General features: G+C 39.9%; 21 protein-coding genes. 8 read left to right on the top strand and 13 right to left on the bottom strand.

The features are described from left to right. The coding region (gene yejK, locus QNK26_RS07375; protein ID WP_319221911.1) for a nucleoid-associated protein YejK at nucleotides 1–894 on the bottom strand (894 nt) is incomplete at its 3' end. 80 nt (nucleotides 895–974) lie between these two features. Here yejK and QNK26_RS07370 point away from each other — a divergent pair. Then, a complete protein-coding gene (locus QNK26_RS07370; RefSeq protein WP_319221910.1) occupies nucleotides 975–1,205 on the top strand; it encodes a YejL family protein in 231 nt (76 codons plus the stop codon). Nucleotides 1,206–1,287: 82 nt separating this feature from the next. Then, complete coding sequence (locus tag QNK26_RS07365) at nucleotides 1,288–3,174, top strand: DUF3413 domain-containing protein (protein WP_319221908.1); 1,887 nt, start codon at nucleotides 1,288–1,290, stop codon at nucleotides 3,172–3,174. Between the two features lie 3 nt (nucleotides 3,175–3,177). On the opposite strand, the gene QNK26_RS07360 is transcribed toward QNK26_RS07365, so the two are convergent. Then, a complete protein-coding gene (locus QNK26_RS07360; RefSeq protein ID WP_319221906.1) occupies nucleotides 3,178–3,831 on the bottom strand; it encodes a metallophosphoesterase in 654 nt (217 codons plus the stop codon). 393 nt (nucleotides 3,832–4,224) lie between these two features. Between QNK26_RS07360 and QNK26_RS07355 the strand changes: the two genes are divergently transcribed. Then, entirely contained in the window at nucleotides 4,225–6,012 is a 1,788-nt protein-coding gene (locus tag QNK26_RS07355; RefSeq protein WP_319221904.1) for a GMC family oxidoreductase, read from the top strand. Between the two features lie 15 nt (nucleotides 6,013–6,027). Here the strand turns inward: QNK26_RS07355 and QNK26_RS07350 are convergent, their stop codons facing one another. Continuing rightward, a complete protein-coding gene (locus QNK26_RS07350) occupies nucleotides 6,028–6,294 on the bottom strand; it encodes a GIY-YIG nuclease family protein (RefSeq protein ID WP_319221903.1) in 267 nt (88 codons plus the stop codon). A 186-nt stretch (nucleotides 6,295–6,480) separates the two neighbouring features. On the opposite strand from QNK26_RS07350, the gene dacB reads away from it, so the two are divergent. Further along, on the top strand, nucleotides 6,481–7,938 hold the full coding sequence (dacB, locus tag QNK26_RS07345; protein WP_319221901.1) for a D-alanyl-D-alanine carboxypeptidase/D-alanyl-D-alanine-endopeptidase: 1,458 nt from the start codon (nucleotides 6,481–6,483) through the stop codon (nucleotides 7,936–7,938). A 149-nt stretch (nucleotides 7,939–8,087) separates the two neighbouring features. On the opposite strand, the gene QNK26_RS07340 is transcribed toward dacB, so the two are convergent. The 5 genes from QNK26_RS07340 to QNK26_RS07320 form a co-directional block, all read right to left on the bottom strand. Next, nucleotides 8,088–9,389 (bottom strand): inosine/guanosine kinase, encoded by a 1,302-nt coding sequence (locus tag QNK26_RS07340; protein WP_319221899.1) that lies wholly within the window; start codon nucleotides 9,387–9,389, stop codon nucleotides 8,088–8,090. 143 nt (nucleotides 9,390–9,532) lie between these two features. Further along, nucleotides 9,533–9,868, bottom strand: coding sequence for a hypothetical protein (locus QNK26_RS07335; protein WP_319221898.1), 336 nt, complete (start codon nucleotides 9,866–9,868; stop codon nucleotides 9,533–9,535). 96 nt (nucleotides 9,869–9,964) lie between these two features. Next, nucleotides 9,965–11,107 carry a fatty acid desaturase gene (locus tag QNK26_RS07330; protein WP_319221896.1) on the bottom strand — a complete coding sequence of 381 codons (1,143 nt, stop codon included), beginning with the start codon at nucleotides 11,105–11,107 and terminating at the stop codon, nucleotides 9,965–9,967. A gap of 327 nt (nucleotides 11,108–11,434) precedes the next feature. Beyond that, on the bottom strand, nucleotides 11,435–12,874 hold the full coding sequence (locus QNK26_RS07325) for a hypothetical protein (RefSeq protein ID WP_319221894.1): 1,440 nt from the start codon (nucleotides 12,872–12,874) through the stop codon (nucleotides 11,435–11,437). 336 nt (nucleotides 12,875–13,210) lie between these two features. After that, nucleotides 13,211–14,065: a hypothetical protein gene (locus QNK26_RS07320; RefSeq protein ID WP_319221892.1), complete on the bottom strand. Its 855-nt coding sequence runs from the start codon at nucleotides 14,063–14,065 to the stop codon at nucleotides 13,211–13,213. Nucleotides 14,066–14,453: 388 nt separating this feature from the next. On the opposite strand from QNK26_RS07320, the gene ylqF reads away from it, so the two are divergent. Beyond that, the gene (ylqF, locus tag QNK26_RS07315) at nucleotides 14,454–15,380 is read left to right on the top strand and encodes a ribosome biogenesis GTPase YlqF (protein WP_319221890.1); all 927 of its coding nucleotides are present in this window, start codon (nucleotides 14,454–14,456) and stop codon (nucleotides 15,378–15,380) included. 178 nt (nucleotides 15,381–15,558) lie between these two features. On the opposite strand, the gene QNK26_RS07310 is transcribed toward ylqF, so the two are convergent. Together QNK26_RS07310 and aroG are read right to left on the bottom strand one after the other, a co-directional pair. Beyond that, nucleotides 15,559–16,053 carry a DUF3085 domain-containing protein gene (locus QNK26_RS07310; protein ID WP_319221888.1) on the bottom strand — a complete coding sequence of 165 codons (495 nt, stop codon included), beginning with the start codon at nucleotides 16,051–16,053 and terminating at the stop codon, nucleotides 15,559–15,561. A gap of 108 nt (nucleotides 16,054–16,161) precedes the next feature. Next, complete coding sequence (gene aroG / locus QNK26_RS07305; protein ID WP_319221886.1) at nucleotides 16,162–17,223, bottom strand: 3-deoxy-7-phosphoheptulonate synthase AroG; 1,062 nt, start codon at nucleotides 17,221–17,223, stop codon at nucleotides 16,162–16,164. 194 nt (nucleotides 17,224–17,417) lie between these two features. On the opposite strand from aroG, the gene QNK26_RS07300 reads away from it, so the two are divergent. The 3 genes from QNK26_RS07300 (at nucleotide 17,418) to QNK26_RS07290 (ending at nucleotide 19,651) form a co-directional block, all read left to right on the top strand. Next, nucleotides 17,418–17,732 carry an HI1450 family dsDNA-mimic protein gene (locus tag QNK26_RS07300; protein WP_319221885.1) on the top strand — a complete coding sequence of 105 codons (315 nt, stop codon included), beginning with the start codon at nucleotides 17,418–17,420 and terminating at the stop codon, nucleotides 17,730–17,732. 89 nt (nucleotides 17,733–17,821) lie between these two features. Beyond that, nucleotides 17,822–19,150 (top strand): amino-acid N-acetyltransferase, encoded by a 1,329-nt coding sequence (gene argA, locus QNK26_RS07295; RefSeq protein WP_319221883.1) that lies wholly within the window; start codon nucleotides 17,822–17,824, stop codon nucleotides 19,148–19,150. Nucleotides 19,151–19,345: 195 nt separating this feature from the next. Further along, a complete protein-coding gene (locus tag QNK26_RS07290; protein ID WP_319221881.1) occupies nucleotides 19,346–19,651 on the top strand; it encodes a hypothetical protein in 306 nt (101 codons plus the stop codon). 46 nt (nucleotides 19,652–19,697) lie between these two features. Here QNK26_RS07290 and hemH read toward each other — a convergent pair whose 3' ends face one another. From hemH to htpG, 3 genes are all read right to left on the bottom strand, one after another. Further along, nucleotides 19,698–20,693, bottom strand: a complete 996-nt coding sequence (gene hemH / locus QNK26_RS07285) for a ferrochelatase (protein ID WP_319221880.1) — start codon at nucleotides 20,691–20,693, stop codon at nucleotides 19,698–19,700. Nucleotides 20,694–20,868: 175 nt separating this feature from the next. Then, a complete protein-coding gene (adk, locus tag QNK26_RS07280; RefSeq protein WP_319221878.1) occupies nucleotides 20,869–21,513 on the bottom strand; it encodes an adenylate kinase in 645 nt (214 codons plus the stop codon). Between the two features lie 175 nt (nucleotides 21,514–21,688). Next, nucleotides 21,689–23,599 carry a molecular chaperone HtpG gene (gene htpG, locus QNK26_RS07275; RefSeq protein WP_319221877.1) on the bottom strand — a complete coding sequence of 637 codons (1,911 nt, stop codon included), beginning with the start codon at nucleotides 23,597–23,599 and terminating at the stop codon, nucleotides 21,689–21,691. Nucleotides 23,600–23,803: the final 204 nt, after the last annotated feature.

Raw genomic sequence — 23,803 nt, 5'->3', positions numbered from 1 at the left:
TAAACCACCACCCTGTCCGACATACTTGGTTAGTTTACGTACCGAACCGCGATCGGCAGGAAAGCTATCTTCAAGCTCATAAGCTTCTGAGGCGTATTGATAAAAATCACGTGATGAAACATCGGCTAAGTGATCAGATAGATCTTTAACTTCGATTTCATTACCTTCTTTAATTTGCTCATTACAATACTGTGCAACTTGCTCACGCGCTTGAATCGATTCTTGCGCATCTAACTCGGCAACATGACAAAATTCATCAACAGCGCGCATTAAACCGGCATTTTGTAATTTAGCGACCATGCCTTCTGTACAACCTAAGAAGTCTAAAAAGAAGTCAGAGACTTTACGTCCCGCACGACCTTTGATAAAAGATAAATAGCGTTTTGAATCACTATTTTGGCGCCATTCAGTCAGGTCAATTTTAGCCGCCAATTGTACTTTAGACAGTTCTAGGTAATGGGTATTACTGATATCTAACTGCTCAGTGACCATTACGCTGTCTTTATTCTCCAGTAGCGCCACGATAAGGTAATCGGATGCCATCCAATTGTAATGTACAAAAGACAGAATACCTTGCGATACAAAGTCATATTTTAATAACTCACCGACCAACAAGCTCGATGCGGCGCTTGAAAAATCAACAAAATTACTTTCTTCATCGATGAATTTACGTAGTTCAACTTCAAAAGGTAATCGGCTATTGTCTTCTTCAGTGCATTTAAAGTAACCAAAGCCTTTCGCTGGCTTGGCGTTATAAATTCGATGTAGTTCACTTGCAAGCTCTTCAACTGGTTGTGAAGCAATCAGTTCTTCGCTGCGCGGGTAACATTTCAGTTCACCTTCGGTATTAAAGGCTAACGAATGTAAAATAATGTTATTTAATTTTAGCTGCATATATTTAAAGTATTAGAGTTAATGAATTCTGTAAGGTATTATAATCATCTTTGCCCATTCATACATTAAAAGATTAAATTATGCCTATAGTTTCTAAATACAAAAATGATAAAGTTGAACAAATTATTGATGAAGTTATTGATGTACTAGAAAAACACGATGCACCGTTAGACCTTGGTTTAATGGTTCTTGGTAATGCAGCTGCGAACATCATCAACGCATCTTTATCACCAAAACAGCGCCAAGCGGTTGCTGAAAAATTTGCTAAAGCGCTTGTTGCGTCAGTAAAGTCAAAAGATACATCACATTAATTTAAATGATAGGCAAGGATGCCTTGTCATTTATGTTTATTCATTACACTATCAAAGCACTATAGAGACTACAGTTTAACTTATGCTAGAAACAGGACATCATTATCGCGATCAAGTCTCCAAGATTATCAGTTGGGGTCATTGGTTTAGCTTAGCCAACATCTTACTGGCTATCTTACTTGCGTCACGTTACCTTTTCATCGCCGAATGGCCTGAAACTATGCTTGCTCAAGCTTATTCTCTTATCAGCTTGTTAGGTCATTTCAGCTTTATTATTTTTATACTATATCTGGTGGTGATCTTCCCTGTCAGTTTTCTGATACCGTTTCCACGTGCGCTACGATTTCTAACCGTGATCTTTGCCACAGTAGGGTTATCGCTGTTAATTATCGATACAGAGATTTTTAAACTCTACAATTTACATATCAATCCTATTATCTTTGAGATACTACTCGGAGAAAATGAGCAAACACTAAACTCAGATTGGCAATCATTTTTTGTTTTCGTGCCTTTCTTATTTTTAATTGAACTGCTTATTTCCAGCTTGTTGTGGCATAGATTAAGACCTTTAAGCCGTTTTAAACTTGGCCCTATTATCGCCATTTTCTTTTTCAGCTGTTTCTTAACAGGGCACTTATTACATATGTGGGCAGATGCCGCCGTCTACCGTCCAATTACAGCACAGAAAGCAAACTTTCCGCTCGCTTACCCAATGACAGCAAGAACGTTCCTCGCGAAGTATGGCTGGATAGATAAAGAAGCATTTGACAAGCGCGTCAGTGATACAAGAAAAAAATCAGCTTCACGTCTTGACTACCCTAAAAATCCATTAGTAGTGAATGACGACAGTCACAAACTTAATGTTTTATTAATTAACATCAGCACACTTAGAGCTGATATGCTGAATGAAAGCGTGATGCCCGAAATGTCGAGTTTATCGCGTCAAGGTCAACGCTTTAATCACCACTTCAGTACCAGTAATAATAACATGTTAGGTAATTTCGGCATCATGTATGGTCTTGCACCCCAATATTGGGATGATATCGAAACATCAGCAAAACCACCTTTCATGCTCGATTACTTCGTTAAGGCAGACTACAACCTCGGCATCTTTAATACTGAAGAGTTAGCTAAGCACAAGCAAAAACAAACGACCTTCATCAACTTAGATAGCCCTAATACGACGGTTGTAGAGGGTACTGCGAATGATAGAGACACCGTAACAAAAACACGCCGTTGGATAAAAAAACAAGATCAGTCAACACCTTGGTTTGCTTATGTTAGCTTAACATCAGTGCAAGAGATGGAAACGCCAGCGGGTTTCCCTGCGCTGTTCTACCCTAATATTCAAGACTTAAATAGCCAAGCAAACAACCGTCAGATTGCGCTGTTTAACAGTTATCGAAACAGTGCCAGTTATATTGATAAAGCCGTGGCTAAAATTGTTTATGAATTAAAACAATCGCAGCAATATAATAATACGGTCATTATTTTTACTGCTAATCACGGTAATGAATTTAATGATTCAGAAGAGCACTCGTGGGGTTATGGTAGTAACTATTCAATCTATCAAACACAGGTACCATTATTTATCGTGTGGCCAGGTAAAGCGCCAAGTGTGATAGAGCAAGATACGAATCATACTGACTTAGTTCCGACTATTTTGACGAATCTAAACGCGGTCAACAACCCGATTTCAGATTACAGTAACGGCATTGATTTATTTGCCGGTAATTTTAAAAATTGGCAGCTACTCGGTGATAAAAACAACTTTGTGATAATGCAACAAGACACAATTACCTTATTCTCATATCAAGGTTTATTTAGTCGCCAAGGCAATCACGATGTTCGTAATCGTAATGATTACAAATCTATCCCACGAGAAGCGATGCTTGATACTCAATTTAATCAGATCCTAGCTGAATTAAATTATTTTTATAAAGCAGCCCCAGCACAAACTGAGAATTAAGCGCTAAGCAATAACCATATATGCTTGCTGTGCGGACAAGACTGTTAACCGTCTTGTCCGCATCAGGGTATCTATCCACAATTGATTTAGATTCGTCGTTACTCTCGCACAATTCACATGGCCGTGTATAACAAGCTTAACGTCGTTAATATGAAACATGTTCCCTTGCTTCACTTCTTGGTATTGCGTCTTTGACCAAGTACAGTCTTTTATTAGCTCGACACAACTAAGATCGGCATGTTGTAATTCAGACCAATTAACCGGTGCATTGGCATGACAAACACCAATAGAGCCAAACTTAGATTCAATTGTCAACGCCACAGGGCAATGCTCTTCGACTAAGGCTTTCAGCCGAACCTGCTCTTGTGCTGAGCACTGAAAAAACCATTCCCCACCAGCATGCTGATGAATGCGCGCTAATTCACTATCTTCATCGGCAAATAACATCTCTTCATGATTACCACGTACCGCGAAGAACCAAGGCTTTAGTAATAATTCAAGACATGCTATTGAGTCAGGCCCGCGATCAACTAGGTCACCGACTGAAAACAAACGATCACACTCAAAATCAAACTGACACTGCGCTAATGTAGCCAATAATAAATCATATTCACCATGAATATCGCCCACAAAGAAATCCTGGCCTTTATAATTCATTGCTATCTCTTTATGTATTCGCATTTTCTACCTCATTAGACATATTCGACAATATTCACAATCTTTTATTTTTGCGATAGCCTTCACGTTAATGCGCCAGTAAGTCAACGCCAACACGGTTTAATAGATGAAAGCTTCTCTAAACATAACAGCCCCGTAATTTTACGAGTATTCTTGAACTAAGATTAAATACAACATCAACAAGTCATTGATGAAAATATTCCGCTAGCTACCTAGAGTATGGTACATACAACGGAGGCAACACTCTGATAACATATCTAAGTCGTTAGCATTAATTAACCGAATGGGCACATTACAGATACTCTAAAATAAATATAGTGCTTGAAGCACAGTCTTGATGTGAAATTAACGGGTCAGCAGTAGGGGTAACACATGTCGAGTTCTAACTTTGATTTTGACCAGATAATCATAGGATCTGGTTTTGGTGGTTCTGCCAGTGCATTACGTTTAACAGAAAAAGGATTTCGAGTTTTAGTATTAGAGCGTGGTAAACGAATTAATACCAAAGAATTTTCACGTACCAGCTGGAATTTAAAACGTTTCATGTGGTTACCCCAATTAGGCCTAACAGGTCCTTTCACATTATCGGTTACCCGCAAGATTAACTTGGTACACGGCAGTGCTGTTGGCGGTGGCTCACTAGTCTATGGCAATACCCATCTTATTCCTGAAGCTGATATCTTTGCCGACCCGTCATGGACTGGAATGCACGAAGACTGGCATGCACGTTTATCGCCTTATTACGCATTAGCACAACGCATGATTGGCGTGCAAAAAAATCGCTACTTTGGCCCTGCAGATCTGGTCCTAAAAGACGTTGCCACGGATATGGGACGTGAAGATAGCTTTAAAACTGTCTATAGCGGCCTCCTCTATCCAAAAGGTGAAGATAAAGTTTCTCGCAATATCGATGTTGAACGCTTAGGTGAAGACCGTGGTGACCCTTATTTTAACGGCGATGGTCCAAAACGAAACAGCTGTACTTATTGTGGTAACTGCATGTCAGGTTGTCGCCACAATGCTAAAAATAGCCTCGACAAAAACTACCTCTACTTTGCAGAACGCAACGGTGCCGAGATCCGCCCTGAATCAAACGTCACAAAAATCGAACCGATTGCCGATGAGAATGGCGTAAAAGATGGTAGTGCGGGTTATACCATCCATATTACCGAAGGCCTTGGACTGTTTAATAAGAAAAAATACACGCTCACTACCCGTGGCGTCGTTGTTTCAGGTGGCGTGTTTGGCACTATGCCATTATTACTGAGAATGCGGGATGTAGAAAAGACGTTACCTAATTTAAGCCCAAACCTCGGTCAAAATGTATTAACCAACTCGGAAACACTGTTAACGGTTTCACATAATCGCTTAAACCAGCAAGAACAGAAAGAAGAAGTTTGGAATGGCACCGCGATCACATCGATTTTCTCACCCGATGATGAAACTAAAGTTGAGGTAGTCCGTTATGCAAAAGGCAGTGATGCTTCATTTGCAGGCGCAATGGCAGTGCCGCTGACATCAAAACAATCAGGTATTCCACGTCCTGTTAGTATGCTGATGAATATTATTAAGCAACCGATAAAAACCCTGAAAATGGCCAATCCGGTTGGTAAAGCTAAAGACACCATCATTTTATTAGTCATGCAAACAGCGCAAAACAGTATTCATCTTGAGAGTAAGCGTGCTTGGTACTCACCGTTCACCCCGACTTGGCTGCCAGTGCAACACAAAGGGGATGAAAAGCTCAGAAACTACTTCCCAATTGCGCATAAGGTCGCTGAACATTATGTGAAGCACTCGGGGGGGGATGCAGGTAATCTCGCCTTAGAAGTCATTGCAGGCACTCCTATCACGGCGCATATGATGGGCGGAGCAAGAATGGGCAGAGATCCAAAAACAGCGGTACTTGATGATACCGGTCAGACTTATGGTTATAAAAACCTGCGAATTCTTGATGGTTCAATTATTTCCGGTAATTTAGGCGTAAATCCATCGCTGACTATTCTTGCTTTGACTGAACATGCAATGGCACAGATCCCCGTCTTTGATGCAGAAAAGGCCGAGAAAGTTAAACCGATCTATTTCTCAGCAGCGCTAGACGGTAATCCTTCAGCGGTTCAAACAGCAGGCGTACCAGACATTTTAACTAAAGCCGTTTAACTCTTTATATAAATGCTACAGACAAGAATTTGTTGGATGAATTAAAGCAAGTTTTTGTTTACGCGGTAATTGTTTGATCGCGTACTCTCGTTTACTAGCCCGACTGCGGTCGGGTTGAATTTCTGTATAAACAATCCGTATCGGTTTTGCTCGACGAAAAAACTTCGCGCCTGTTCCATTACAGTGCTGCTGATAACGCCTTTCCATATCCGTGGTTATACCGCAATATAACCCCGCTTCCGTTTCAATAAGATAGACAATCCATAAACTTACTTTTGCCACAACCAAACCTTTTTACTAGCCGTTGCAACCATTGCTAAGATGATAATCAAACGGTAACTAAAATAAGACCTCTATCATAACAGTCCGTATAATGAATATTTAGTGTTATTTAATCATACGCATTCTATTCGTTTGCAATGTCAGATAGAATAATCATCCACACGGCGATAAGTATTTAAAAATAATATGTTACGAATTTTCCTTTACTACATCACATTTCTCTTCATCAGTATTAATGCAAATGCTACTAATCTTGATAGAATAGCGCCTTTAGAAAAGTTGTTACCTGCAGGTACCAATGTTGCTTACATTATTGGCCAGCCCTTCACGACAACAGAGAAGGTCAGCGTTGAATCAGCGAGCCAAGACAATGACAAATTATTATTAACACCCGCTTCAACCCAAAAACTACTGACTGCATTAACCGCCAAGCTTTACCTTACCGATGCATATACTTTTAATACCCGTTTACACGGTGATGTAAATAAGCATACTATCAGCAATACCGTCTTCAATTTCATCGGGGATCCGACCTTTACCAGAGACGATCTACGTAACATGCTTAAACAGCTAAAAGCTAAAGGGATCACCAGTATTAAGGGCGATATCAGCCTCAATCAAAGTCGGTTTAATGGTTACAATTGGGGTAATGGGCAAGTATGGAACGACCAAGCGGTTTGCTATGCGACACAAGCCTCAGCGTTAGTCATCAACAATAACTGTGTATTAGGAAATCTAAAACGATCCGCAGACCTTAAAACAGCGTCGATTTACATCCCCGAGTACGAACCAATTATATTAACCAGCCAAGTTGATATAATGACCAGAGAGCAGCAGCAAGCGCGATTCTGTGATTTAGAGGTGATACGTCATCCCGATAATAATTACACACTATTTGGCTGTATAACCCCCTCTAAGCGTAACCTGCCCTTATCATTTGCAATTTCAGACCCTGCCAGTTATTTTGCAGCGGTACTTAAAGCAGAATTAAACCAAGCTAAGATTAAATTTACCGGCGATATTATTGGCAATGATCAAGCCATAACATCAGCAGTAGTGATCACTCATCAATCCCCGCCTCTTGCCGAAATTATTAGCGAAATGATGAAAGAGTCAGATAACTTAATTGCTGATATCTTATTTAAAACCATTGGCGCTGAATATTATCAACAGCCGGGTAACTATCGCAATGGTGCCGAAGCGATGCGGTTAATCCTCGCAGATAAAGGCATTTCATTAGCATCAAATGTAATTGCAGATGGATCAGGCTTATCGCGTCACAACTTGGTATCAGCACAAACCATGTTTAACGTGCTTGCATATGCCATTAGGCATGATGATGAACTGCAATTATTAGCGACGATGCCAATATCTGGGGTGGACGGTACGTTACAATATCGTCGCGGTTTATTGACGAAAAAGCTCACAGGTAAAATTATCGCTAAGACGGGTTCGTTAAAAGGCTTGTCTAATTTGGTCGGCGTTGTAACAACAGAAAAGAATCACATGGTACCTTTTGTATTAATGGTGAGTGGTTATAATCCAAAAAGTGTTGAACAGCAAAATATAGGCAAACCTAAACAAGCCTCTCCGTTAACCCAGTATTCAGCGGCATTCTTCAATACCATCGTATCCAATTATTAAGCGTTAATAACCGATAGCAGATCTACTATTACAGATACAAAAAATGGCGAACAACTAACAGATAACCGTTTCGTTGTTCGCCATTTTTTATAGCTATGATGACTTAATCAATATATATGTAACTAAGCCATCAATATCAATCAACTAGATTAGCTAGACCAGTAACCTTCATCGAGTGAATCTTCACGTTCAGGCAAGCCTTTTAATAAACGTGGAGAGTGTTGTGCTAACACTTCATAACTTACACGGTTGGCGTATTTACACAACTGTGAAAGAGATGAGTAAGCAAGGCAACTATCAGTATGTTTATCAGAGTTAGGCACTATGTCTCGGTGATAAGAGTTAGCTAACATATCGTGTAATATTGCTGATAACGCACCATCACCGGCACCATTGGTATTTTTAATTTCCATTGGTCCGCCTAGGTACGGTGCGATATGTGAATACATTTTAATAGGTTCAGTAGTATCAACTAAGCGCATTGGACGGCTATATTCGTAGCGATTAAACTCAGCAATAGCACCTGGCAATAATTGACCGCTTGTTTCACGTTTAGATTTTTCATCCGTGTAACCAGCCATATATAAACCTTCAGCGCCTGCAGTACAAAGTACAAGATCACACCATTCTAGTGCTGCATCAGCGGCTAATAATGGATCTTTAAAGCCTGTTAATGCTTCACCCTCATCTTCGTTCATGGCAATGACAGTCACATATTCATTAATGAAATTCTGCCACCACTTTTCATTACCTTCAATAATGAAACGCGTACCTAACGTAAGAATAATTGGAATGTTAAGAAACTTAGCTTGCTCAACCATGTGCATAGCGGCTTCTTTAATTGGGTCTTCATCTGCACAACGTAATAAGTAGGCAGAAATAAGTAATCCAGCGCTTTTTTGTAATTGATCTACAGGTAAATGATCTTTGGTTAATTTGTTCATTAAACCGGCATTGATACCGAAACTACGATCACCATCAGAGGAGATGAAAGTAAAGCAACGGCCAATAGGACCCTTTACTGGTTGCAGGTAATTAAGGTTTACCTTGCTGCTGGTATTGCATAAATACTGGTACGCATAGCTACCAATTTTAATTTGGTCACACATAGTACCAAATAGCAGCGACTGTGATTCAGACAGGATCGCGTAGTTATGTAAAGTATTCGCAACTGTACCACCAGCGAACTCACTAACGATAAGATCGTGTTGCTTTAGCTCAGTGTAAATTTGCTCGGCGATTTCATCACTGATCATCAGTGACTCACCTTTCTTTAAGCCAAAACGAGTTAAAAAAGCATCTTCGACATGTGCTTCAATATCAACGAGTGTCTGATCAATACCGCATAATACAGGTTGAACTACATTTGCAATGTTTGCTGGTTTGACAAATGGACTACCTGCATTAACAGGAAAGTAATGCTTAGACTTACGTTGACCGGGAAATTTCATATTTGAACCAGCATGAGAGAATAAAAGGGGGCTGATTTTACCAGTCTAAATCTGAAATACCAGCAAAACCAAATTAATGATCCAATTATTAACCATATTCTGGTCGATTACATAGATTTAATCAAAAAAATTAAAATATAAACTTAAAGCTGTCGAATTGTGATCACGAAGTCACCACCCATTTTTCTCTCATCACGGCCACGAATAACAAAACTACGACTGCTAATATCAAATTTACACTCATGCCAAGCACAGGTGAAATTCATCATGTATTCCATTTGGGTAAGATCTTCACTGGGGTCAAGACGGACCGTACCTTCACAATAACCCGCGAGAACAAAACTGACTAGTGTTTCGACATTGCACTTACGCAATGGGCTGACATATTCAACGTTAGCGAAAAATGCAGCATTACCGAAATCATTGGTTGGTAAATCATGTGCAAGTAAGTACTTGCGCATGTCTTTGTGCGTTATCAAAATATCTTCCTTGATTATTTATGCCATCCTTGGCAGTAAATAGGCGGTATTAAGAACACAGCCTATTATTTATCGTACTTTATAAGTAAATAGTATCTAGTGAGTAAAACTAAGTTGCATGTTATTCCATACTTTACGCTGTTCGTGGAATGCGTCTTTAAGTTGATTTAGTTGCAATTTAGTATCACGAATTTGTTGCTCAAATTGAATTTTATCAAACTTGGCATTCAGCGCCTTTTTCTTCGATTCAAACAGTACAACTTTTGCTTTATAAAAAGCGTTAAGCTTTTCACATAGCACGTCATATTCTTGGTTAAGACGTAAGATGACTTCTTCAGAATTCGGTAAGTGCTGCACTTTATCATGACGGCGCTTTAATTCCATTTTCAATTTAGCCTGTTCGATACGTGCTTCAGGTACAGTACGTAAATCACTGGCTAGATTACAGCAGGCTAACGCGTTGATTAACCATTTAGTCGGATCGTATTGATACCATTTAATACCATTACGGTAATCCGTTTCAAAAATATGGTGATAATTATGATAGCCTTCACCATGGGTAAAGATAGCTAATAGTGCATTATCACGCGCCGTATTGCGGTCTGTATAAGGCTGTGTGCCCCACATATGGGCCCATGAATTGATGAAGAATGTAAAGTGATGGCTTAATACTAAACGTAATACCCCCAGCAATAACATACTCGCCCAGACATCACCGTATAAAAGGCCGACTAAGATAGGCACACCTACGTTCATTACCAACGCTAGTACAGCATAATATTTGTGTTGCCATACCGCGATACCATCTTTTTGTAAGTCTCGAACATTGGTATAGTCACTATAAATCATGGCATGATACTCACGTAACATCCAACCAATATGCGAATACCAAAAACCACGGCTTGCTGAGTACGGGTCTTTCTCATCGTGATCAACATGTTTGTGATGACGACGGTGATCTGAGCTCCAATGGATTATGCTATTTTGTAATGCAAACGCACCGCCTAATGCAAACACCAGACGAACTGACCAATGCGCCTTGTAAGTACGGTGAGACCAAAGTCTGTGGTAACCAGCTGTAATAGATAAACCACACACGAAGATACCAATGATCATCGCCACGACTTCAAACGTTTCAAAACCATAAACATAGCCATACCAAGGCACAGCAGTTATAGCGACAAGGAAGGTTGAAGCAAAAATTAATACGTTTAACCAAATTAACGGTGGTTTTTTCATAATACTATCTCTAAAGCCTGATGAAGTAGTTTCATTAATAATAGCGCACAAGTGTAAGCTGAGTTGTTAATTAAAGCAAATCAATGTTACAGAAATAGTTACAAAATCGACTATTTTCTTTACTTAAATTAGATCTACGGCACAGATCAGGTTTTAAAGTTTGTGGTTTTATCAGAGGCAGGTTTTATAACGGCTTTAACTTTTAGTACTATAAAAAAGAACCCGAGATAAAACTAGGGTTCTTTACAATTCAACTTGCTCTACCTATCGGTAAGGCATATTTGGTTCACATGCGTGTACTAGTAACGAAACGTGTAGAACGGATTGTTACGACGAACACCCATCTAAGGACATATTTGCTTCAGAAGGCCCACACTCATTAGTAATCTTCCCATTTTCATAGTAAGTCACTCTTTGCCACTTCCATGCATTTTCTAAGTTATGACGATAGGTTACAACTCGTGCATTCTTATCTTTGGAATTGCCTAGCGCATATTTAATATGCGTCCAATTATCAGCCCCATAGTCTTCGTCGCTATCAAAATCTGTGTCTAGTATTACACCACGAACATCGTTAATCTGTTCTTTCGTCACAGTGACTGCCGAGCCGATTAAATGACGAAGAGTACTGTCATTCTCAGGTAAATACCTATGTTCACTAACGCGAATCAAAACATTGTCTTGATAGTCTTTTGTCTTCAACGTTTGTGTAACTGTGTCAGCAATATGTGCATTTTTACATTCACTCCAATCACCCACCTCAACATCAATGGAATTCATAACTTCCGATGAGCGCGTTGCGAAGATCTCATCAAAATAACACTTGAACTTATCATCATTGCTATTCAACGATAAGTTAATCCTTTTAGTAATATCAATACCATCACGAACGGTTGTCAGCATTTCACCTTGGGCAATTAAAGCATCTTTGGTTTGTAAGTCATCCGAAACCAAATGAGTTTCAGAGTTTAAACTACCGCCAGCGGTTAGGATAACTTGATGGCGATACCATGTTTTATCTTCACGTGCTAAATAGTAATCAACCCACACAATATCTGCGTTGGGATTCTCTTGTTTAAGCTTGACAGTTTCAGCATATGATTTTTTCAATCCAGGGACTAATTCTTTAGCTAAATCATGTAATTCTGTTTGGTTCGCTGCGACATAATCGCCATATAATTCATCTACGGTTACTTGGTAGTGACCAGCAATGCGCTTGCCCTGTTCTATTAATTTATTTCCAATGTCCATCCTAAGCTTCTGATCTGCAATTATTAACTCGCAGCTTAATCCTTTAGGATTGTCTCCTCGTAACTCTTTTTCAACTTCGCTCCACAAAACTGTTGTTAATGGCGTTAAGTTGAGAAGATCTTTATCCGCGCTCAGTGCAAAAGACGGTGGAAATACCATTGAATAAGCTTCATCAATGGGGATGTTGGGAGCGTCACTGTCCACTGCACCAACTGGTACATCAACAACTACAGGAACATATTGCGAACATTTTTGATAGCTAGCAGGGACAGTTAAGTCAAAATCACCTTCACTTTTAGTCACAGTAAAAGGTTCATTTTCATCACGCTGATTATTAAAGTTTAAGTCAAGATAAACAGTCGCCCCCGTGATGTAGCCATCTATAACCTTACCTGACATTGTCGTCGCGACGCCACCTGATGAGCTAGAATCAGAATCAGAACCGCCACCTCCCCCACAACCCGCTAGTAATGAGCCGATAGCCAAACACAATAAACTTCTCGTAATACAACGCATATCATTACCTTTTATTAATTCATTTTATCTATTTAAAACACCACAACATCACCTCATAACACTGTATTTCATATTGATATATAGCAATAAATACAGTGTGCATTTTTCAGCAATAACGTTATATACACGAAAAGTTAAATCAATGGTGATTGGTATCTAATTTCGCGCATTATGCCAGTTCGATATAAATATGCCCACTATATCCTTAAAACTCTTTGCATTTATTTGGTTATATTTGTTGGTCATAACATGTCCCATATAGCTTCTCAAATGAATCGCCATTATGAGAGTTAACAATTTACTTATAAATAGTCATATTACGCCATGCCATTATCATCAATTGTTAAGTAAGAAAGCCGCGTACCGCATTCGGGTTTCGTTAAGAAATTGACGAAAAGTAATATTTAAAGATTTAAGTGTCCGCTGCAATGTTCGTACTGATAGTCCCATTGACTCGGCGATAGTATCGATATTAAGGTGTCGGTCGCAAAGAAAACCAATCATCAGCTTTTCGATCTCACGCTGCAGCGTTAATGGTTGATTTACAGTGCGAATATCCAACGGTAAAAAATCAATGGCTGACATCGCTCCGATTTTAATTGCCGAGTGTTGTTGATTGATAGCAATATTACAATTTTTAAATAAAGCATTGGTAAGATATTGCTGTTTATTTACGTCCCCCCCAATGATCTCTAACTTTTCTGGCTGCCAGTCATTTCCTAGTGCAATTTTAAGAACCTGCACACAGACACTTAATGACATTGGCTCTGTGAAGTCTTTTTCTCTACTAATACCTAAGTGTTCTCGGTTTGAGCGAACTAACCATAAGGATTGCTCTTTCTCTTCTAACCAATAGTTACCTTTATTAGAATATTCGGAGTAGGTATTAAAGAAATAGGTTAATACCGATGCTAGGCTTGTAGATGGTAGAGTATTAGCGTTATCAATAAACGAAAAATTAAGATGTTGAGAGCAACCGTGAAAAAATTGATGGGTTTTCTTGTCCCCCAAACATTCATTCACGAAAAATATAACATTTTCTGTCGGAGCAAAGCCCCAAAGAAAATGGTCGAGTTTTTCCGGTATCTGAAATTTAGCGAAGCGACGTTGATGGTCTAAACCAATCTTATCCATATATTCAACGATACATTTTAGTATTTCTACATTAAACAGTGGCTTACATATTAGCATTTCACAACCCGAATTAACCTAGATATCAGGCTGATGCTCAGTAGTAATAGGAATTATCTTAATTACCCTAGCGGATAAGGATTGTAAATTTCCCACACAGCACATTGGGGGAGTTGTTATCATAATCACTTATTTCGATTTAGAACTAATCCGATTCAGGACGATCGCTTAAAGCCCTGCCTTTTGACACTGAGTTAAAATTACTTGCATAGAAGTATCAACCATTAGTGACCGAAATCACTAATTACGTTAAACTAGCGGCAATTATCAGACTATCGCAGGAAAAGTTTACTCACTGCTTTAGCAACCAACTTTCAGACCACCACATTTAGTACCCAACAAAGTACCCCATGTGACCGAAAGATAAAATAAAAGGTTTATATTTCAAATGACTAGAAGTTCAATTCAGTGGTACCCAGGGCACATGCATAAAGCCCGTAAAGAGATCGCGGAAGTAATGCCGCAAATGGACCTCATTATCGAAGTGCTTGATGCGCGTATTCCTTACAGCAGTGAGAATCCAATGATCTCAGAGCTACGTGGTGATACCCCTTGTATTAAAATTCTTAATAAAAGTGATCTTGCAGACCCGATCATTACTGCGCAATGGTTAGAATATCTAGAATTGGAAGAAGGCGTTAAGGCCTATGCCTTTACGACGCAAGAAGTACATGAGATCAAAAAGATCCCAGCCCTCGCTCGCCAATTAGTGCCAAATAAAGAAGGTGCTGACAAAGTCATTAAAGCGATGATCATGGGTATTCCAAACGTGGGAAAATCAACCACGATTAATATCCTGGCTAACCGTATTATCGCCAAGACAGGTAATGAGCCAGCAGTAACGAAACAACAGCAACGTATCAAGCTGGATAACGGCATCGTATTATCAGATACTCCAGGTATGCTATGGCCAAAAGTACAGAACCCACTATCGGGTTACCGTTTAGCATCAACAGGCGCAATTAAAGATACTGCGATTGAATATGATGACATCGGGATGTATGCCGCTGAATACATGTGTAAAGCGTATCCAGAAGCAATGCGCGCACGTTATAAGTTAGACAACTTAGACAAGAGCGATTTAGAATTGCTAGAAGACATTGGCCGTGGCCGTGGTTGTTTAGGCCCAGGTGGTTTTGTTGATTTAAACAAAGCTGCGGCAATTTTAATCAACGAATTGCGAACGGCTAAAATCTGTCGTCTTAGCCTAGAAACACCAGCAATGGCTGAAGCAGAGAAACAAGCGGTTATCGAACGATTAGCGCTTGAAGGCGAGAAGAAGAAAAAACGTAAGCCAAAGAAAAAGCGCCGTTAATCTCTTTATTAACCTCATTATTAGTAAAGATCCATGAATAAATGACAGTGATGATCTTTAACTGTCGTTTATAAAAAAGAGCCTCAGGTTGCATTAACCTAAGGCTCTTTTTATAACTATCTATTAAAGCTAAGTATTAAAACTAAATATGCGTCTAACTTAACGCACTATTTAAATTCTATTTAATGATTAGACGCACATCGTCATCATCACCAAGTTCAATAATGAACTGTTTCTTGTCTGCTTTAACTGAACGACTCACCCATTCCAATGGAATTGTGATTGAGCCCATTTCGCCATCAAAGATCTCATCTTGATTAATTTCGAAATCAGCATCGTTTTCAGGGTGGCAGCCTTGTGCATAAGCTAATGTGCCACGCTCAATTGGCGAGATATCACTTGAAACGTTATTCATAATGAAAACGCCATGTTCTGCCATCAAGGTTAATTGTGCTTTCAGCTTTTTAGGATTTAGTTGATTAACATCTGGCCAGAAGTTAAGGCCTTTACTTAATGCTTCAACTTCAGTGTTGCCATGTTCATCAACAACTTTAGAACCTTTGAACTTGGTCGCATCCCAAAGATCATCGTAAGTAGGGGTAAAAGTCTTTGCAGCGAGTGCTTCCGCTTCAATCGGCAAAACTTCATCAAGAGAAAATATAATTCGTTTCATTGTTGTCCGCTCTTTAATGACAAAAGCACAAACCAAAGTTTGTGCTTCATAATATGCTAGGACTATATACCTAAACAGCTTAGTAATGCAAGTCAACGCACTGCTTGGTTATTTAACTGCGCGGCGTGTCGCTACTGCATCAGATAACTGTGCCATCATCGTTTCAGTGTCAGCCCAACCGATACAAGCATCCGTGATACTTTGACCGTAAGTTTCTACTTTACCATCAACAAGATCTTGACGACCTTCAACTAAATGACTCTCAACCATCACACCAAAGATACCTTTGTTACCAGCACTGATTTGGCCAGAAACATCCGTTGAAACATCCATTTGTTTAATGAATTGCTTCTCACTGTTGGCATGGCTAAAATCAATCATGATATTAACGTCTTGCTTCGCAGCTTCTAACTGAGTGGTAATTGTTGCTACATCATCAGCAGAATAGTTGGTCGATTTATTACCACCACGTAGGATGATATGACAATCAGGGTTACCTGCTGTCGAGATAATGGCAGAGTGACCAAACTTAGTTACTGATAAGAAATGGTGTGGCGCGTTAGCACTGCCAATCGCATCGATAGCAACTTTAATGGTACCGTCGGTACCATTTTTGAAACCAACAGGACAAGACATACCAGAAGCCAGTTCACGATGAACTTGAGATTCTGTAGTACGAGCTCCAATTGCGCCCCAACTCATTAAATCACCGACGTATTGTGGTGTGATCATGTCGAGGAATTCACCAGCCGTTGGTAGACCCATTGCATTCACATCAAGCAATAATTTACGTGCGATACGTACACCATCATTTAATTGGAAGCTATCATCTAGGTATGGGTCGTTGATTAGGCCTTTCCAACCAACAGTTGTACGTGGCTTTTCAAAATAAACACGCATAACAATTTCGAGAGTATCTTTATACTTTTCACGCAATGCCACTAGTCGTTCTGCATATTTTAATGCAGCAACTGGATCATGAATTGAACAAGGACCAACAATCACTAAAAGGCGATCATCTGCTTGTTTAAGAATTTGGCTAATGCTATTACGTGATTCAAATACTGTTTTAGTCACATCATCAGAAGCAGGGTATTTTTCCAACACTGCAATTGGCGGTAATAATTCTTTTACTTCACGTATTCTAACGTCGTCTGTTTGATAATGCATACTACTAATATTCCTTCATTCGGCCCGTGGGCATTCATACTCTAATGTTATATTGTCCGCATTCAATGTAACGTCTATTTAACTCCGACGCAATTAGAAATAACATAAAAAAACCATGGATATGGTAAGAAATATTCTTATCTGACCGAGATTAAGGTAAAATCCAGCAAAAATACGCTAAATTTGGAAACCCCATGCTATTAAAAACTGAAGATGAGCTAATTGACTTTGCCTACGATGCTTTTTTAGAAAATGCACAGACGCAATTATCACCGGCAGATCAAATCTTATTTGCCATGCAATTCGAAGATCTAGGTGCTGTAGATATCGTTGACTTAGGCAAGGATTGGCCTGCCAGCGTCGCGATGGGGATTAACGATAATGAGTATTGCGAATTGCACATCGGCCTCGTTGACGACAACGACTTATTAAATGATGTTTTCGGACGTGTATTAGTAAAGAAAAAAGCCAACGATGATTTTATCCATATTATCTGGAAAACTGAATAATCAATCGACTGCGACTTGATTTCATCTCCGATTTAAGGAATATTAGCTTTTAGAGCTAGTGTTTAAAGTAAGTATTTAAATCCAAGGAGATGGAATTGAGTCAACAAGATAATCAATTAGTACGGTGGTTTCGCCAGTCAGCACCTTACGTCAATGCGCATCGTGACAAAACAATCGTACTGACGTTGAGCGGTGAAGCCATCGCTCATGCTAATTTTATTAATATCGTCAATGACATTGCCTTATTAAATATTCTTGGTATTCGTATTGTCTTGGTCTTTGGCGCGCGCCCACAAATCAACACTATACTTGCCAAAAATAACTGTGAGAGTCAGTTTCATAAATGTCAACGTGTCACTGATGAACAATCCTTCCCGTTAATTAAACAAGTGATTGGTCAACTGCAATATGAGATCACCGCCGCTTTCTCTATGGGACTGGTAAATACCCAAATGCACGGAGTGAAAATCAATATCGTCAGCGGTAACTTCATTACTGCACAACCGATTGGCGTTGATGAAGGGATTGATTTTTGCCATACCGGGCGGGTGCGTCGCGTCGATACAGATGCGCTGGAATATCAACTCGCCCAAAACGCCATCACTGTCGTTCCCCCTCTCGGCTATTCGGTCACCGGTGAAAGTTTTAACCTGAGTGCCGAAGAAGTTGCCACCAAGATTGCCATTAAGCTCAATGCGCATAAGTTAATCAGTTTTTGTTCTGCCCAAGGTGTGTTGGATTATAACGGTAACCTTATTTCAGAAATGTTTCCAGAGCAAGCACAAGAGCGCTTAGCTGAACTCGATGCGGAAGGCGGCATTAACAGTGGCACCGCCTCATATTTACGTGCTGCTATCAACGCTTCATTAGCCGGTGTTCCACGCTGTCATTTAGTCAGTTACAAAGCCGATGGTTCATTGTTACAAGAGCTATTTTCTCGTGACGGTGTTGGAACCCAAATTGTGCGTCAAAGTGCTGAGCAAACTCGTCCAGCAAAAATAGAAGACGTATCAGGCATTATGTTACTGACACAACCCTTAGTTGACCAAGGAATGTTGGTACAACGCAGCAGGGAAGAGTTTGTGCGTGATATTGAGCACTTTACCGTAGTTGAAAGAGATGGCACCATTATTGGTTGCGCTTCACTGTATTGCTTCACAAATAACGTTGCTGAAATGGCCAGTGTAGCTACTCACCCCGAATACCGTCGCTCTAGTCGCGGAGACCTACTAGTAAAGGAAATTGAAACACAAGCTAAACATCAAGGCATTGATAACCTATTTGTACTCACCACACACAGTATTCATTGGTTTAGAGAACGTGGTTTTGAACCTGTAGAACTTGAGCAATTACCAGTTGAAAAACAAGAGCTCTATAACCTACAGCGTCGTTCAAAGATTTTGATGAAGACATTATAAGCACAGGCAGTAACTGCAACACAGCACGTGACGGTTACTGCCACTTTACTAATCCCTATTAGCTATGTGTCATCTGCCATAAGTTAGCTTGTTACAATTCGGTACACTTACCTTCGCCATAATGTGCGCTAGCCACTACTACAGCTCGAATATTCCGGTCTATAATCCCCTCTCATTCTTAGACAGGTTCAATAGATGTCATTACAACGAGTCTTACAACAGGGATTTCAACAGTTCAGTCAGCTATATAATTATGTCAGTCAGCGATTACTGGCGCAGCTCGACAGTAAAAAGCGCTTATGGATCGTACAAGTAGATGAAGGCGGGCTGAAAAATCAGTCATTTATTGTTGATGAAGATAACTTTCAGCAACCAATGGATTGGATGCTGAATAGGCATTACTCTGTCACTGATTTACAAAATGTGAATAACATGAAGCGTGCCGAAGTGGTTAGCGTACAACTCGCTAACGCGAAGCACAGCTTGATCCGAGCTAAATAGCGAGCAACTCGCCATCAACTCTTAATTCACGAGTAACTACTAACTATCAACGTCGTAAGTATTCACTCGCAACACTGTGTAATGCACGGACATGCGCTTCATCAGCATTTAAACAAGCAATAAAACGATAATTTTCACCACCGGCTTCAACAAATACTTCTTTATTTTCAATCGCCATTTCTTCGAGTGTTTCTAAACAATCAACGGCAAATGCTGGTGCGATAACGTCGAGTGATTTTGTGCCACTTTCAGCTAGCTTTACTAAGGTTTCATTAGTATACGGTTGTAGCCATTCAGCTTTACCAAAACGCGATTGATAACAATGCACAACCTGATCGTCCGCTAAGCCTAAGCGCTTACAAAGCAAGGCAGTCGTTTCAACACAATGGTCTGCATAGATATCGCCTTTTTCCACTAAGAATTTAGGAATACCATGATAAGACAGTAATAATTTCTCGGCTCTGCCCTTCTCTGCCCAATGACGCTCTACGCTTAATGCGAGTGCTTCAATATAGGCTGCATTGTTATGATAATGCTTAACTAAGCTGACACTTGGCACATCGATTGTTGATCGTAGATAGCTCGCAACTTGATCAAATACTGGCGCAGTGGTTGTCGATGAGTATTGTGGAAATAACGGTAATACCACGATATGCTCAGAACCCGCCTGCTGTAATTTACTGATTGCATCTTTAATACTGCGCTCACCATAAGTCATGGCTAGCTCAACCTGAACGTCTTGAGCTGCGTCTTGCCCTGTACCTTTAAACAGCGCTGACAACGCTTTCTGCTGTAATAGACTGTAATGTAATAACGGTGAGCCATCATCAAACCATATAGACTGGTAAGCTTTAGCAACACGTTTGCAACGCAAAGGTAAAATGACACCGTTTAATAGCGGTAACCAAAATAATCGAGGAATACTGACAACGCGAGTATCAGACAAAAATGGTCTTAAAAAGGCTTTAACACCGGCTGGTGTGGCTGAATCTGGCGTACCAAGGTTAACCAATAAAATACTTTGCTTAGTCATATTACACATAATCACTATATCGTTTAACGAGTAAGTCCATTCTATGCGATTAAGTAACTTGAATCCATTAACTATCTGAGATTTAGATATAAAAAAACCCCGAGCACGCTCGAGGTTTAATAAACGAATAGTGTTTAACTGTCAGGGTTTAACCTAGTAATTAACCACGTGAATCATTTATAGACTAACCTAACAATTCAGCTAATTGCTTGCTTACAGCATCAACAGCTTGTGTGCCGTCAAATGTAACGTATTTGCTGTTACCTGCTTCCGCTTCTTTGCCATAGTAAGCAATAAGTGGCGCAGTTTGCTCGTGGTAGATACCTAAACGTTTACGCACTGTTTCTTCAACATCATCCGCACGGATTGATAGATCTTCACCAGTTTCGTTATCTTTACCTTCCACTTTAGGCGGATTGTAAACCGTGTGGTACACACGGCCAGAAGCAGCGTGAACACGACGACCGCTCATGCGTTTAACGATTTCTTCATCAGGAACATCAAATTCAAGTACGAAGTCAACGTCAATACCGTTTTCTTTCATAGCGTCAGCTTGTGGGATCGTACGTGGGAAGCCGTCTAGTAGGAAACCTTTTGCACAATCTTCTTTCTTAACGCGATCTTTAACTAATTCGATGATTAGTTCGTCAGATACTAGTAGGCCACCATCCATAACAGCTTTAACTTTTTGACCTAACTCAGAACCTTCTTTAATTGCAGCTCGTAGCATATCACCAGTAGAGATTTGCGGAACACCATAATTTTCCATGATGAACTGTGCTTGAGTTCCCTTACCTGCACCTGGTGCACCTAATAAAATAATGCGCATAAATTGCCCTTAAATTGACTTAGCTTGTTTAAATTGCTTAAATTTCAGAACCGCTAGACTACACGGGAAATCCGATGTGTTCAAGTGCGGCTCCAAATTGTTACCTATTTGTATACAACTTTGTGAGTAATGCGATAGATAAAATAACTCACACTGTTAATTTTTTATAATGTACTTAACCGATAAGACGATTCATACGCGCAATAAATGCAGCAGGATCATCTAAGCTACCACGCTCAGTCAGTTGTGCTTGTTCTAACAACAGTTGAACCCAATCTGCAAACACACTTTCATCTGCTTCATCAGCAACACGTTTAATCATTTCGTGCTCAGGATTTAGTTCAAAAATGTATTTCTGTGGTGGCACAGCTTGACCTGCAGACTCCATCAACTTAATCATTTGACTGCTCATACCATCTTCGTTTGTTACCACACAAGACGGCGTTGCAGTAAGACGATGAGTTAAACGTACATCGGCTACTTTGTCGCCTAGTGTCAATTTTGCACGCTCAAGGAAGCTTGCAAATTCTTCAGTCGCTTCTTCTTTGGCTTTTTTCGCATCTTCATCATCAAGGTCGCCGAGGTCTAGATCGCCCTTAGTTACAGATACCAGTTGCTTGCCATCAAAGTCTGTTAAGTGTGAAAGTAACCACTCATCAATACGGTCTGTTAATAGTAATACTTCAATGCCTTTTTTCTTGAAGATTTCAAGGTAAGCACTGTTTACAGCTGTGGTGTAGTTATCAGCAGTAATGTAGTAAATTTTATCTTGGCCTTCTTGCATGTTTTCGATGTATTTACCGAAACCAACTTGTTGTGCAGGACCGCCAACCGATGTTGAAGAGAAACGTAATAAAGAAGCAATTTTCTCTTTATTCGCCATGTCTTCAGCCGGACCTTCTTTCAAGGCTTGGCCAAATTCATTCCAGAACTTAAGGTATTTTTCATCTTCGTTCTTCGCCATGCGTTCAAGCATAGTAAGTACACGCTTAGTACAAGCTGTGCGTAATGACGTGGTGACTTTATTATCTTGTAGGATTTCACGCGATACGTTTAGCGGTAGATCATTTGAATCTAACACACCCTTCACGAAACGCAGGTAAGTAGGCATAAACTGCTCAGCGTCATCCATGATGAATACACGTTGCACGTACAGTTTTAGGCCATGTTCTTTTTCACGGTTCCACATATCAAATGGGGCACGCGCAGGAATATAAAGTAGGCTAGTATATTCTTGTTTACCTTCTACGCGGTTGTGGCTCCATGTGAGTGGATCTTCAAAGTCATGGGCAATGTGCTTATAGAACTCATTATATTCTTCATCTTTAAGTTCATTTTTCGATAATGTCCACAATGCGCTTGCACGTGTTACCGATTCCCACTCACCCGGTACTGCAGGTGTTTTTTCACCGTCAGGACCTTCTGATTCAGGTTGTTCTGCTTTCCACATTTCAACAGGGATGCTGATATGATCAGAGTATTTGTTGACAATTTGACGCAGTTTCCATGCATCAAGTAGATCATCTTCGCCTTCACGTAGGTGTAAAATGATTTCAGTACCACGGCTTTCTTTGGTAATGTCAGCTAGACGGTAATCGCCTTCGCCTTCAGATTCCCACTGTACTGCTTGATCTGCTGCTGCGCCCGCTGCACGTGTGTTCACCGTCATCATGTCTGCAACGATGAAACCAGAGTAGAAACCAACACCGAACTGGCCGATTAATTGCGAATCTTTCGCTTGATCACCCGATAGGTTGTTAAAGAATTCTGACGTACCAGAACGAGCAATGGTACCTAAATGCGAGATAACATCTTCACGTGACATGCCGATACCGTTATCAGCGATAGTGATTGTACGGGCTGTTTTATCAAACGTAACGCGTACGCGTAATTCGCCATCATTTTCATACAAACTGTTATCTGATAATGCTTTAAAACGTAATTTGTCGGCTGCATCGGCCGCATTAGAGACAAGTTCACGTAAAAAGATTTCTTTATTTGAGTATAAAGAATGGATCATTAATTTAAGCAGTTGCTTAACTTCAGCCTGAAAGCCGTGAGTTTCAGTATTAACTGTATCAGTCATTACTTGTTCCTTTGTTCTAATGAGGAGATTTATATTCAGACACAAACTATCTGAATTTATTCGTTAATAGATAGATGGGTTTGTTATCAGTGTTTTCAAGGGCAATTAATAATTTTTATCTGTGAGCACAAACGCAACTACTTAAAAAGCAATATGAAAAAGCCATTTGTAATAACAAAATGCTTGCATATTAATATCACAACA

The sequence above is a fragment of the Moritella sp. genome (assembly GCF_033791185.1).
Classification (GTDB): Bacteria; Pseudomonadota; Gammaproteobacteria; order Enterobacterales; family Moritellaceae; genus Moritella.
This window is presented reverse-complemented; position numbering and strand designations above follow the sequence as displayed.

Bases quoted from the DNA above. Each gene is read 5' to 3' on its own strand.
- hemH (WP_319221880.1), bottom strand. From the start codon at position 20,693: ATGTGTAATATGACTAAGCAAAGTATTTTATTGGTTAACCTTGGTACG.
- argA (WP_319221883.1), top strand. From the start codon at position 17,822: ATGGAATTGAGTCAACAAGATAATCAATTAGTACGGTGGTTTCGCCAG.
- QNK26_RS07325 (WP_319221894.1), bottom strand. From the start codon at position 12,874: ATGCGTTGTATTACGAGAAGTTTATTGTGTTTGGCTATCGGCTCATTA.
- QNK26_RS07290 (WP_319221881.1), top strand. From the start codon at position 19,346: ATGTCATTACAACGAGTCTTACAACAGGGATTTCAACAGTTCAGTCAG.
- dacB (WP_319221901.1), top strand. From the start codon at position 6,481: ATGTTACGAATTTTCCTTTACTACATCACATTTCTCTTCATCAGTATT.
- QNK26_RS07310 (WP_319221888.1), bottom strand. From the start codon at position 16,053: ATGAAACGAATTATATTTTCTCTTGATGAAGTTTTGCCGATTGAAGCG.
- QNK26_RS07340 (WP_319221899.1), bottom strand. From the start codon at position 9,389: ATGAAATTTCCCGGTCAACGTAAGTCTAAGCATTACTTTCCTGTTAAT.
- QNK26_RS07320 (WP_319221892.1), bottom strand. From the start codon at position 14,065: ATGCTAATATGTAAGCCACTGTTTAATGTAGAAATACTAAAATGTATC.
- QNK26_RS07365 (WP_319221908.1), top strand. From the start codon at position 1,288: ATGCTAGAAACAGGACATCATTATCGCGATCAAGTCTCCAAGATTATC.
- aroG (WP_319221886.1), bottom strand. From the start codon at position 17,223: ATGCATTATCAAACAGACGACGTTAGAATACGTGAAGTAAAAGAATTA.
- QNK26_RS07360 (WP_319221906.1), bottom strand. From the start codon at position 3,831: ATGAATTATAAAGGCCAGGATTTCTTTGTGGGCGATATTCATGGTGAA.
- QNK26_RS07300 (WP_319221885.1), top strand. From the start codon at position 17,418: ATGCTATTAAAAACTGAAGATGAGCTAATTGACTTTGCCTACGATGCT.
- adk (WP_319221878.1), bottom strand. From the start codon at position 21,513: ATGCGCATTATTTTATTAGGTGCACCAGGTGCAGGTAAGGGAACTCAA.
- QNK26_RS07330 (WP_319221896.1), bottom strand. From the start codon at position 11,107: ATGAAAAAACCACCGTTAATTTGGTTAAACGTATTAATTTTTGCTTCA.
- QNK26_RS07370 (WP_319221910.1), top strand. From the start codon at position 975: ATGCCTATAGTTTCTAAATACAAAAATGATAAAGTTGAACAAATTATT.
- QNK26_RS07355 (WP_319221904.1), top strand. From the start codon at position 4,225: ATGTCGAGTTCTAACTTTGATTTTGACCAGATAATCATAGGATCTGGT.
- htpG (WP_319221877.1), bottom strand. From the start codon at position 23,599: ATGACTGATACAGTTAATACTGAAACTCACGGCTTTCAGGCTGAAGTT.
- ylqF (WP_319221890.1), top strand. From the start codon at position 14,454: ATGACTAGAAGTTCAATTCAGTGGTACCCAGGGCACATGCATAAAGCC.